Below are 12,284 nucleotides of genomic sequence, written 5' to 3' on the forward strand. Positions count from 1 at the left end.
ATGACTGTCAATACGAAGAACTGGCAGGAATTGAAGAAGCCCAGCGCACTCGAAATCAAGTCGGGCGGCGACTCCAAGCGCAAGGCGACATTCGTTGCCGAGCCTCTGGAGCGCGGATTCGGCCTGACGCTCGGTAATGCGCTGCGTCGCGTTCTTCTTTCCTCGCTTCAGGGCGCGGCGGTCACTTCGATCAAGATCGAAAACGTGCTGCACGAATTCTCGTCGCTCGCTGGCGTTCGCGAAGACGTGACCGACATCGTCCTGAACGTGAAGCAGATCGCCCTTCGCATGGAAGGCGAAGGTCCCAAGCGTCTGCAGCTTTCCGCGACCGGTCCTGCCGAAGTCACAGCCGGTGACATCGCAGTGTCGGGTGACATCGAGGTGATGAACCCCGACCTTATCATCTGTCATCTCGATGAAGGCGCCACGCTGAACATGGAACTGACGGCGGATGTCGGTAAGGGCTATGTCCCCGCCGTCGCCAATCGTCCTGCGGATGCGCCAATCGGCCTGATCCCGGTCGATGCGCTGTACTCGCCGGTGCGTCAGGTTGCGTACAAGGTGGACAACACCCGCGTTGGTCAGGAACTGGACTACGACAAGCTATCGCTAACGGTTGAGACCGACGGCACCGTGGCGCCCGAAGATGCCGTCGCTTATGCTGCGCGTATTCTTCAGGATCAGTTGCAGTTGTTCGTGCACTTCGAAGACGCCCTTCCGACCGCGGCACCCTCCTCGGGGGGCCATGCTGTTGCAACGGCATCGGAGAGCGAGAGCGACACCAACCAGATCAATCGTTACCTTCTCAAGAAGGTCGACGAACTGGAGCTGTCGGTCCGTTCGGCCAACTGCCTCAAGAACGACAACATCATCTACATCGGCGATCTGGTTCAGAAGACCGAAGCCGAGATGCTGCGTACGCCGAACTTCGGTCGTAAGTCCTTGAATGAAATCAAGGAAGTGCTTTCGTCGATGGGTCTGCGCCTCGGCATGGATATTCCGGGCTGGCCGCCTGAGAATATAGAAGAAATGGCAAAGAAGCTTGAGCAGGAACTGCTCGGCTAAACTACCCCGTCACCCTGGCTTCGCCGGGGTGACGATTTGGGGTTTGGGCGGCGCCCCGTTTTCGCCGCCTGGTCCGGGATACCTGAAACGGTCCCTGAACGAACGAGAAGGAAGTTACCATGCGTCATCGCGTAGGCGGCCGTAAGCTGCAACGTACCTCCAGCCATCGCGCGGCCCTGTTCCGCAATATGGCCGCTGCTCTCATCAAGCATGAGCAGATCACCACCACGGTGGCGAAGGCCAAGGAACTGCGTCCCTACGTTGAGAAGCTGGTGACGCTGGCGAAGAAGGGCGGCTTGTCCAACCGCCGCCTCGCGCACTCGCGCCTCTTGGACGACGCGCAGTTGGTCAAGCTGTTCGACGTGCTGGCCGAGCGCTACAAGGATCGCGCTGGCGGCTACACGCGTGTCATCAAGGCTGGCATTCGCGCATCGGATGCTGCCCCGATCGCGATCATCGAGTTCGTCGACCGTGACGTGGACGCCAAGGGCCAGGACTCCGGCCCGGTCCAAACGGCTGATGAGGACGAATACGAAGCCGCATAATGTGCCTGCCGGCGTTTTAGTCCGGCACGACATCGCTTCACAAACGGGCCGCCGCTTTCTAAGCTGGCGGCCTGATTTGTTTGGGGAGAGCAATCATGTCGTTCCGAAGCGCGCTACGCGCGCTCGCCCTTACCCCTGCGTTATTCGCGCTGTCACCGGCCTATGCTGAAGCGCCTTCCGACAAGCCCGATACGACTGTCTTGATAAAGGAAGCCATGCTCTCCTACCCGCAAACTCGCCGCCTGGATCTGACTGAAGATCACTTTGGCGCGAAGGTCATCGATCCTTATCGCTGGCTCGAGAACGACGTGCGGCAGGACGATGCCGTGCGCCAATGGGTGACGGCGGAAAACGCCGTGACGGAGGATTATCTCAAAACAGTGCCCGGCCGCGAGATATTCAAAAAGCGCATGGCCGCACTGTACGATTATGGCCGCTATTCCGCGCCCACAAAGGCTGGCAACCGATATTTCTTCACTTACAACACGGGCCTGCAAAACCAGTCCCCCTTGTTCGTCCGTGAAGGTCTGAGGGGAAAGCAGCGGATGCTACTCGATCCCAATGCGTTCTCCAGAGACAATGCCACGGCGCTTGCGGAGTGGAAGCCGTCGCCGAATGGCCGCTATCTGCTTTATGCCGTGCAGGACGGGGGCACCGACTGGCGTACGCTGGCGCTGATAGATGTGGCTTCGGGCAAGGCGCTGAGCGATCGAGTGGAATGGGTGAAGTTTTCAAACCTGAGTTGGGATGCAGAAGGGCAGGGGTTCTTCTACTCGCGTTTCGCGGCTCCCGAACAGGGCGCGACATTCCAATCGCTCAACGAGAATCAGCAAATCTATTATCACCGTGTCGGCTCTGAACAGACTGAAGACCGGCTGATCTACGAAACGCCCGACCAGCCGAAACTGGGCCACAGCGCAAAGGTGACAGACGATGGCAAATGGCTGGTCATCACGTCGCGGGCCGGGACGGACGAGAAGAACGATGTCACCTTGGTTTCGCTTGCCGGCAGCTGGCAGAATATGCCTATCACGCCACAGAGCCTCATCAGGGGCCGCGCGAATGAGTGGACGCTCGTTGGCAGCCGGGGCGACACTTTGTGGTTCATCACCGACAAGAGCGCGCCGCGCTCGCGCATTGTGACGCTGGATGCCGGGAACCCACGGCAGCCCGCAAGCGAGATCGTGCCGCAGGGCAAGGACACGCTGGCGGCCGGATCGCTCGTCGGCGACAGGATCATCCTAGCCTATCTCGAAAACGCGCGCACGGTCGCGCAACTTGTGGAGCTGAACGGCAAGCCCGTTGGGGATGTGCCGATACCGGGCGTGGGTACAGCGGCGGGTTTTGGCGGCAAAAGTGGCGACCCAGAGACGTTCTTTAGCTTCTCCAGTTTCACCCGGCCTTCCACCGTCTTTCGCTATGACACGGCGACGGGCAAGATCGAGATCTTCGCGCAACCCGATCTTGCCTTCGATCCGGACAACTTCGTCAGCGATCAGGTTTTTTACCCGTCCAAGGACGGCACGAAGATCCCGATGTTCGTGATCCGGCGCAAGGATATCGCGGCATCGGCGCGTCCCGCCCCGACGCTGCTATATGGCTATGGCGGCTTCAATATCTCGATGACGCCAGGCTTTTCGCCCACCCGGCTGGCGTGGCTGGAGCAGGGCGGGGTGCTGGCGATCGCCAATCTGCGTGGCGGCGGCGAATATGGGAAGGCTTGGCATGATGCCGGACGGCGCGAGAACAAGCAGAACGTGTTCGATGACTTCATCGCGGCTGGCGAATTTCTGAAAGCCAGTGGCATTACCGGACAGGATCAACTCGCGATCGAAGGGCGCTCCAATGGCGGCTTACTGGTCGGTGCGGTGGTCAACCAACGGCCGGACCTGTTCGCGGCGGCGCTGCCCGGCGTAGGCGTCATGGACATGTTGCGTTTCGACCGGTTCACGGCGGGGCGCTATTGGGTGGACGATTACGGCTATCCCTCGAAGCGGAAGGATTTCCGGGTACTCTACAGCTACTCGCCCTATCACAACATTGCACCCGGCAGGGAGTATCCTGCGATCTTGGTGACAACGGCTGATACTGATGACCGGGTGGTGCCCGGCCACAGCTTCAAATATGCGGCGGCCTTGCAGGCGGCCGATATCGGCCGCAAGCCTCATCTGATCCGCATTGAAACTCGCGCCGGGCACGGATCGGGAAAGCCGACGGACAAGGTGATCGAGGAGTTCTCTGACATGTACGCGTTTATCGCGCAATGGACGGGGTTGAAGATCACCGATCCGGCGAGCTAAGCTTTGGCTGCATGTTCAGCCTCGCGACAGCAGTCGCCTGCTATGTTGATAATCTTGCCGTCACAAAGGACCGGACAATGAAGATCAAGCGCGCTGTCATGGGAATGTTGTTGGGGGCGAGCCTGATCGCCGGCAGCGTCCAGTCGGCCGAAGCCCGTCCGCGCGGCTGGCATGGCGGGGGCGGGCATCACGACAACTGGCGGCGGCATCGCGGGAATGGTTTCGGCTTTGGCGACGCCATCGGCGTAGCGGCTCTCGTCGGAGCCGTCGCGATCGTCGCCAACTCCATGTCCAAGGATCGCGCAGCAACCCGCTCCGGCAGGAATGACGGCCCGCCCGATGATCTGCCGGAAATAAACCGAGGTGACGATTACCGCTTATCCGACACGGATTTTCTCGCGAGCGAAGGCCACGCCATCGACACCTGCGCCAACGCGGCGCGAGAGGAGGCTACCGTCAGCGGCGGCTATGCGGAAATCCGTACCATCGGCGCGCCGCAGCCGATTGGTGGCGGCTACAACATCGACGGTGAAGTGGAGCGTCGCGACTCCTATCGCGATGCCGCCGGGGAGACGCGCCGCTTCACTTGCACTGTGCATGGCGACAAGGTGACGGACGTGTATCTCAGCCGAGATCTGGTCAGCAACTGACGCCGCTGGACACATCGCGCGGCTCTCTTTATCGCGCAGCCATGACAGACCAGCATCCCGACTCCATCCTGATCGTCGACTTCGGCAGCCAGGTCACGCAGCTCATCGCCCGCCGCGTGCGAGAAGCGGGAGTATATAGCGAGATCGCGCCCTTCAACAGCGCTGCCGAAGCGTTCGAGCGCCTGAAGCCGAAGGGCATCATCCTCTCGGGCGGGCCTTCGTCAGTCATGTGGGACGACAGCCCCCGCGCCCCGCAGGCGGTGTTCGATGCAGGTGTGCCGGTCCTTGGCATTTGCTACGGCCAGCAGACGATGATGCAGCAGCTTGGCGGCAATGTCGAAGGCGGAGAGAGCGGCGAATTCGGCCGTGCCTTCATCGAAGTGCATAAATCCTGCGCCCTCTTCGACGGCCTATGGCAAGCCGGCGAACGGCATCAGGTGTGGATGAGCCATGGCGACAAAGTCACGCGCCTCGCCGAAGGCTTCGAGGTCGTCGCTACCAGCGAAGGCGCGCCCTACGCGATCGTCGCCAACGAAGCCAAGCGTTTCTACGCGATGCAATTCCATCCCGAAGTCGTCCACACCCCTGACGGTGGCAAGCTCATCGCCAACTTCGCGCGTCATGTCTGTGGCCTCGCGGGTGACTGGACCATGGCGGAATTCCGCGCGACGAAGATCGCCGAGATTCGCGCGCAGGTAGGTTCGGGTCGCGTCATCTGCGGTCTGTCGGGCGGCGTCGACTCCGCTGTGGCGGCTGTGCTAATCCACGAAGCCATAGGCGACCAACTCACCTGCGTGTTCGTGGACCACGGCCTGATGCGGCTGGGCGAGGCGGAGCAGGTGGTCTCCCTCTTCCGCGAACATTATGGCATTAAGCTTGTCCATGTGAACGCGGAATCGCAGTTCCTGAGCGGCCTCGCGGGTCTCACTGACCCGGAAAAAAAGCGCAAGTTCATCGGCGGCGCCTTTATCGCATTGTTCGAGGAACAGGCGCGCGCAGTCGGGGGCGCGGACTTTCTGGCACAGGGCACGCTCTATCCCGACGTGATCGAAAGCGTGTCCTTCACCGGGGGACCCAGCGTCACCATCAAGAGCCACCACAATGTCGGCGGCCTGCCCGAACGCATGAACATGAAGCTGGTCGAACCGCTGCGCGAATTATTCAAGGATGAGGTTCGCGTATTGGGCAAGGAACTGGGCCTGCCCGACATCTTCGTTGGCCGCCATCCGTTCCCCGGACCGGGCCTCGCCATCCGCATTCCCGGCGAAGTGACCAAAGACCGCTGCGACATCCTGCGCAAGGCCGACGCGATTTATCTGGAGGAGATCCGGATGGCGGGGCTATACGATGCTATCTGGCAGGCGTTCGCCGTACTGTTGCCGGTCCGCACCGTAGGCGTGATGGGCGACCTGCGCACCTATGACAGCGTATGCGCCCTGCGCGCTGTTACCAGCACCGACGGCATGACCGCCGACATCTACCCCTTCGATGCGACCTTCCTCAGTCGCGTAGCCACCCGCATCATCAACGAGGTGAAAGGCATCAATCGCGTCGTTTACGACTATACGTCGAAACCACCGGGCACAATCGAGTGGGAATGATTTAGGCCCCTCCAGAGGGGTCCGGGGCTACGCTATTGCACGACGTAAGTAACTGATAAAATAGACTGTTGCCAGCCCTGGTTCACCCATGACCGTGCCACCTTCGATTTCGGCACTTTCGACGCGCATGGCGTGGGATGCCTTTGAGGGGCGAGTAGGTGTGTGCCGCGACTATGCGCATCTCGCAATTGCGCTGTGTCGCTGCATGAACGTGCCGGCACGCTATTGCACTGGCTATATGGGCGACATGGATCTGCCCGCGCTCGAAAGTGAAATGGATTTTTCAGCTTGGTTCGAAGCCTATCTCGGCGGCCGTTGGTATGTTTTCGACGCCCGTCATAACCGGCCTCGTAAGGCCGTATTCTGATGGCGCGGGGGCGTGATGCGACGGATGCTGCACTGACGACGGCTTTTGGTTCCGCGATCCTTACTCGGTTTCAGATTTATACGGACGAAAATCGACTGCCCTACCCGGACCTGGCGGTGATCTCATGACGACCGGCGGAGGGAACGAATTTTCCCTGGAAGATGAGAGCTCCGCCGATGCTGCCGACATCCTAGTCGGCGATATTGTTTCCTGGGAGGGCGACGATCGCCATGAAGTGATCTCGACCAATAGCGTGCAAGGCCAGCGGCCGACGCTGATCGAAATACGCTGTCTCCAGCCATCGGCAGGTTGGCTGAATGATGAAGCAACGGCGCGTGACGCGCCTTGGGCGACGGACGGGGACGTTAATTCGCTGGGCGCAGACGAGGTCGACCTCGTTTTGCGATTACCACTTCCGGTTCAGACGTCAGACTTATCCGATTGACCCATTAGTCGCCGACGACCATCTGAACTGTTTCCAAAAAGGTCGGCCGCTAAGTACGCCAGTTACTGAGAGGCAAAGCGCATCGCCGCGTAACCTGAGACCCCTTTGATGACCGCGAGCAGCCACCGCCTATTTCGCGGCGTAATCGCCAACTGCTGCTCCGAAATTGTCGCGGGCATGTACTTTGGCCGCCGACGCCGTTTTGAACGTTTCGGCTTGCAGTGTTGCGGTGACCAATGGGTAGCCTTGCGAGTTATAGCGCGTTTCCCTGACCGTGAGGCGGAACAGGCCGCTCTCATCTTTGCTGACAAGGAAGGGGCGAACTGGATGTTTCGACATGGTATTCTCCGGTGGACCCAAACAGATCCTATGTTGAGGCAGGACATCCGCTTCAGAATTGCACAGCCAGTTTTTGAAGAAGACTGCCAATGCGCGAACGCTGAAGTATCGCGGGCTTACGCTGCCTATAACGCATATGGCCGACTTAACAACTACTGGAGGCCATCGCTGCACCGCGATCGCGGCGATCAATGCCCCAGTATCTGCCGGTATAAATTGATATAGGCGTCCGCCATATGATCGATCGTGAATTTGTCTGCGACGGCCTGACGCACGGCAACCCGATCAATCTCGTCCACGCGCTCGATCGCTGCAAGAACCTCCCCCGGACTGTCAACCAGAAAGCCGGTAACGCCGTGTTCGATGAGCTCGCGCATCGATCCCCGCCGCGTCGCAATCACCGGCGTCCCCGACGCCATGGCCTCGACGACGGAAAGCCCAAAAGGCTCATCAAAGTTGATGAGGTGCAGAAGCGAAAGAGCCGATCCCAGAGCGCGCAAGCGTGCCTCGCCGCCAATGGCGCCATGGTAGCGGATGGAAGCTCCATCGACAGCAGGGGCGACGTCCCGTTCGTAATAGCTCTGATCCTGCACGATACCGTAAAGGTCGAGTGCACGGCCCGACGCCCGTGCCGCAGCAATCGCTTCCTTTGCACCTTTGTCGGGATGGATACGTCCGAAGAACAGCAGGTCATCGCTGCCCTGTGCGTTGAAGTGGAAGGCGTCGAAGGGGATGCCATGGTGGATGGTCGCGGCATAGCGCAGGGCCGGGTGCCGGTCTGCGGCGCTGATCGCGACATAGTGCACACGATCCTGGAACGGCACATACATTGGCAGGATACGGTCGGACGAGAAGCCGTGGATGGTGGTAACTATCGGCGTATCTACAAGCCCGGCAAAGGCGTGGGCAGGGAAATCGGCTTGGTTGTGGATGATGTCAAAGCGATCAGCTTGCCCGAACACATGCGCAAGATGCCGGAATTCCCAGACCTTCGCATCGACCGAAGGATCTTCCGAATAGGGTGCAGGGACCACCGCGTCGAGCTTCGCTGTCGTGATGCTGTCGCAGGTCGCGAACAGCGTGACATCTATGCCTCGGGCGACGAGGGCTTCGGTCAACATGCTGGTGACGAGTTCCCATGGACCATAGTGGCGCGGCGGCGTGCGCCAGGCGATCGGCGCGAGCATGGCAATCTTCACTTCAGCCGGTTTCCTTCAGGCGCAGCACTAGCCCCTCGTTGCCGAGCAATCGGCCCTCTAACGGGCGTGGGTCAAGTGTGGAAGCAAGCACGTCTACTACCTCCGTGTGAGATGGAAGCATTAACTCACGCGGCTGTGCAGAAAGGTTGAGCGCGATCAACAGCCGGTCCCCGTCATAGGCTCTTTCATAGGCCAGCACGTCGCGTTTGGCAGCGCCAGCGGCATAGCTACCGATAGAAAGCGCGGGCGTAGATCGTCGCAGGGCGAGCAGGCCGCGGTACAGCGTAAGCATCGATCCTGGATCGGTGGCTTGCCTTGCAACATTGCGGACCGGCCAGTCGGCATTGATCGGCAGCCACGGCTCGCCGGTCGTAAACCCCGCGTTGGCGGAAGAATTCCACGGCATCGGCGTGCGCGATCGATCGCGTCCTATGTCGAGTGCCGGTTGACGCAGATGTTGGGGATCGCGAATGCGCTCGGGCGGTATATCCACCTTCCCGATCCCGATTTCGTCGCCTTGATAGAGCGTAGGCGTGCCTCGTAGGGTGAGAAGCAACATCGCGGCGACGCGAGCCTGCGCCTCGCCGATCCGCGCGGCGATGCGCGGCGCGTCGTGACTTCCCATGACCCAATTGGGCCAGCCGGATATCGGCAGGGACGCCTCATATTCCGCAATCACGCTGGCCAGCCGTGCGGCGTCCCAGGCATTCTCGATAAGCTGAAAGTTGAAAGGCAGATGGACCTCGGGGCGTTCGGCAGTTCCGTACCAGCGCGCATGACGATCGTTCGGCAGGAATATCTCGCCTATCAAGACGCGATCCCCATAGCTATCGGCTAGGCCACGCATATCAGCAGCAATGGCATGGGCCTCGGGCTGGTCTGTCGAATAGAGTTGGATCAAGCGGTCGCGCTCGGTCTGGGCGGGTGTCCAGTCCGGATTGAGCGGATTGTCGGGAAGTCCCTCCGCCTTCACGATATGCCACAGCACGTCGATGCGAAAGCCGTCGACACCGCGATCCAGCCAGAAGCGTAGGACGTCCATCATCGCCGCACGAAGCTCTGGATTGCGCCAGTTAAGATCAGGCTGTTCCTTCAGGAAGGCATGCAGATAATATTGCCCGGTGGCCTCATCCCATTGCCAGGCAGACCCGCCAAAGTCGCTGATCCAGTTGTTAGGCGGCCCGCCATCGGGCGCTGCGTCTCGCCATATGTACCAGTCGCGCTTCGGATCGCTTCGCGAGGAGCGACTGGCGACGAACCAAGGGTGTTGGTCCGAACTGTGATTGGGGACGAAGTCCAGGATAAGCTTCAACCCTCGTGCATGAACGGCGCTAAGCAGGCGGTCGAACGCATTCAGATCCCCAAATATTGGATCGATGGCACAGTAATCTGCAACATCGTACCCGAAGTCCGCCATTGGCGAGGGAAAGATCGGTGAGAGCCAAATGGCGTCCACGCCAAGCGAAGCGATGTGATCAAGACGCGCTTCGATGCCAAACAAATCGCCCACGCCATCTCCACGGCTGTCCTGAAACGACCGCGGGTAGATTTGATAAATGACGCCCCTTTTCCACCATGCGGTAGCGGACTGCTCATCCCCAACTGACACCGACGATATAATCTGCAAAACTCCGATTGGACCACCACGGTTGCCGCCAACCACGGCCCGCCGCTCAATGTACGACGCATCCTCCTGCCTAGCTCGGTTCATGGTGGGAGGAAACCACCTACTCCTAGAAGTGGCATATGCGACTGCAACAGCCTGACAGCGCAACCGCTTCGCCACTTCATCTCTGCACAAACGATTGTTGACGCCAGCGGATAGAATTACGGACTGTCCGCTACCCGGAAGCTGGATTCGTCGTCTAATTGACCGCGATGGGGCGACCGATAGACCAGCGCAGCACGTTAGCATCACCACTCAGCAGTCATCTGGGCATTGTGCAGCTTCAGGTTTATTGCTGCGTTTGTAGTGGATGGCTCTGCGAGCCGTCGTAGCGAGAGGGATGCGTTGCTCAATTTGCACCAGAGGTTTGCCGAAGCCATTGGCATCAAAGTATCGACAGCCACCTCTATTCCAGATGGTCCCGTTAACGAAGACTGGTTTGTGCAGGATGTGTGTCGTAACTGTGGTGTGGCGATGTCGACACCCTATTGCCCACATTGCGAACAGAAGGCTGCGAAACGTTTCGCTTGGGGCGACATAACCGGCGAAAGCTGGGACAGGGTCCCACTATTTAAAAAATTTAGTTGATCCGCACGCTTGGTAATTTGTTGTTGTCACCTGGCTAATACCGCTCTCCGATGAGCCTGACTCATTTGGAGGATTTCCAGAGCGATGAATTTCTGAATCTATGTGTGCCGTTTGGAGGGTATTGCTATGGGTGCAGCGATTGTATTGCGGGACGACTTTGATGCGGCAGGCTTGAGACGACTAGCGCGCGGGACCAGAAGCGCAAACCAGGGTCGTCGGCTAGTGGCCCTTGGCGGAAATTTATGGTGGCGGGAGCCGCAGCGATGCGGCGCGGATCGGCGGGGTGACGCTACAGATCGTGCGGGATTGGGTCGTGCGGTTCAATGCCCAAGGCCCAATGGACTGTTTGATGGCAAGGCACCGGGCAAGCCCCCCTTGTTGAATGATGCCCAGCGCCAAGCTCTTTTAGAGATCCTTGAAAGCGGCCCGATCCCGCGATCCATGGGGTTGTCCGCTGGCGACTGATCGACCTGGCGCGGTGGCTCCATGACGAATTTGGGGTTTCCCTGACGGAAACGACCGTGGGGCGGGAGTTGAAGAAGTTGGGTTATGTCAAACTGACCGCGCGCCCACGCCACCACACCCAGAATGAATATGCTATGGAGGACTTCCAAAAAAAGGGGCTTTGCAGCCGAGTTGGCAAAGATAAAAGCAGCCCTCCCGCCCCGGCACTCGACCGTCGGCGCTGAAGGATCAGAGGACGAAATCAGCCTATATCTTTGGCGCTATCTGCCCCGAACTCGGCAAGGGGGCTGGCCTGATCCTTCCGTTCTGCAATACCCAGACCATGGCGCTGCACCTAGCAGAGATATCGCTCGCTATCGAGCCGGGCGCCCACGGCGTGCTGCTGATCGGTCAGGCCGGATGCACATGACCGGAAAGCTGGAAGTGCCCGAGAATACCAAAATCGTTCCGCTGCCGCCGAAATGCCCTGAGCTCAACCCGGTAGAAAATGTCTGACAGTTCATGCGCGAAAACTGGCTATCCAACCGTATCTTCACATCCCATGACAATATCATCGACCTCTGCTGCGAAGCTTGGAACAGGCTTGTCGATCAGCCGTAGCGCATCATGACAATAGGACGCCGCAAATGGGCACAGGTCGTGATCAATGCAGAGTGGTATTATGGGGCGGGTTCATGCTGCGCGCGGCTGGCAAATTGATCTATTTCGCGGGTGATACCGGCTATGGCACGGGCAGTATATTCCGGGCGATGCGCCAGCAATTCGGGCCGGTCGACCTGGCGTTGCTTCCCATCGGCGCTTACGATCCCCGGTGGTTCATGGCTGCCCAGCACGTCGATCCCGAAGAAGCGGTGCAGATCATGCTAGACCTGGACGCAAAGGCCGCCTTGGGCATCCATTGGAGCACGTTCAGACTGACCGATGAGGACCGCGATGAACCTGCCACACGGCTCGCGGCCCGAATGGCGGAGATCAATGCTGCGCCGGGCCGCTTCGTCGCCATGGCACCTGCGGACGTTTTTCAATTCGTTTGAGGACATCCGCATGGCGGCGC

General features: G+C 59.7%; 10 protein-coding genes and 2 pseudogenes. 9 read left to right on the plus strand and 3 right to left on the minus strand.

Going from position 1 to position 12,284, the window contains the following annotated elements:
* The 7 genes and pseudogenes from C1T17_RS09185 to C1T17_RS09215 all read left to right on the plus strand — a co-directional run bounded on the left by C1T17_RS09185 (position 1) and on the right by C1T17_RS09215 (position 6,973).
* Complete coding sequence (locus C1T17_RS09185; RefSeq protein ID WP_104953189.1) at positions 1 to 1,065, plus strand: DNA-directed RNA polymerase subunit alpha; 1,065 nt, start codon at positions 1 to 3, stop codon at positions 1,063 to 1,065.
* Between the two features lie 119 nt (positions 1,066 to 1,184).
* Entirely contained in the window at positions 1,185 to 1,610 is a 426-nt protein-coding gene (rplQ, locus tag C1T17_RS09190) for a 50S ribosomal protein L17 (protein ID WP_104953190.1), read from the plus strand.
* Positions 1,611 to 1,705: 95 nt separating this feature from the next.
* A complete protein-coding gene (locus C1T17_RS09195) occupies positions 1,706 to 3,910 on the plus strand; it encodes a prolyl oligopeptidase family serine peptidase (protein WP_104953191.1) in 2,205 nt (734 codons plus the stop codon).
* A 77-nt stretch (positions 3,911 to 3,987) separates the two neighbouring features.
* Positions 3,988 to 4,560, plus strand: a complete 573-nt coding sequence (locus C1T17_RS09200; protein ID WP_104955109.1) for a hypothetical protein — start codon at positions 3,988 to 3,990, stop codon at positions 4,558 to 4,560.
* A gap of 41 nt (positions 4,561 to 4,601) precedes the next feature.
* A complete protein-coding gene (guaA, locus tag C1T17_RS09205) occupies positions 4,602 to 6,161 on the plus strand; it encodes a glutamine-hydrolyzing GMP synthase (protein WP_104953192.1) in 1,560 nt (519 codons plus the stop codon).
* Between the two features lie 121 nt (positions 6,162 to 6,282).
* Positions 6,283 to 6,656, plus strand: a pseudogene (locus C1T17_RS09210) (transglutaminase-like domain-containing protein); the annotation flags it as partial.
* On the plus strand, positions 6,653 to 6,973 hold the full coding sequence (locus C1T17_RS09215; RefSeq protein WP_104953193.1) for a hypothetical protein: 321 nt from the start codon (positions 6,653 to 6,655) through the stop codon (positions 6,971 to 6,973). The pseudogene C1T17_RS09210 and the gene C1T17_RS09215, both read left to right, overlap by 4 nt.
* Positions 6,974 to 7,102: 129 nt before the next feature.
* On the opposite strand, the gene C1T17_RS21670 is transcribed toward C1T17_RS09215, so the two are convergent.
* The 3 genes from C1T17_RS21670 to C1T17_RS09230 are packed head-to-tail and all read right to left on the minus strand — an operon-like array spanning position 7,103 to position 10,120.
* Complete coding sequence (locus tag C1T17_RS21670) at positions 7,103 to 7,504, minus strand: hypothetical protein (protein WP_223262875.1); 402 nt, start codon at positions 7,502 to 7,504, stop codon at positions 7,103 to 7,105.
* Positions 7,501 to 8,511, minus strand: coding sequence for a glycosyltransferase family 4 protein (locus tag C1T17_RS09225; protein ID WP_223262876.1), 1,011 nt, complete (start codon positions 8,509 to 8,511; stop codon positions 7,501 to 7,503). Before C1T17_RS09225 ends, C1T17_RS21670 begins: the two co-directional genes overlap by 4 nt.
* A 1-nt stretch (position 8,512) precedes the next feature.
* The gene (locus tag C1T17_RS09230; protein ID WP_223262877.1) at positions 8,513 to 10,120 is read right to left on the minus strand and encodes an alpha-amylase family glycosyl hydrolase; all 1,608 of its coding nucleotides are present in this window, start codon (positions 10,118 to 10,120) and stop codon (positions 8,513 to 8,515) included.
* Positions 10,121 to 10,891: 771 nt separating this feature from the next.
* Between C1T17_RS09230 and C1T17_RS09235 the strand changes: the two are divergent.
* Together C1T17_RS09235 and C1T17_RS09240 are read left to right on the plus strand one after the other, a co-directional pair.
* Positions 10,892 to 11,830 (plus strand): annotated as a pseudogene (locus tag C1T17_RS09235) (winged helix-turn-helix domain-containing protein).
* The gene (locus C1T17_RS09240; protein WP_411269225.1) at positions 11,803 to 12,264 is read left to right on the plus strand and encodes an MBL fold metallo-hydrolase; all 462 of its coding nucleotides are present in this window, start codon (positions 11,803 to 11,805) and stop codon (positions 12,262 to 12,264) included. The pseudogene C1T17_RS09235 and the gene C1T17_RS09240 overlap by 28 nt, the downstream one beginning before the upstream one ends.
* Positions 12,265 to 12,284: the final 20 nt, after the last annotated feature.

Source organism: Sphingobium sp. SCG-1, from assembly GCF_002953135.1.
Classification (GTDB): Bacteria; Pseudomonadota; Alphaproteobacteria; order Sphingomonadales; family Sphingomonadaceae; genus Sphingobium.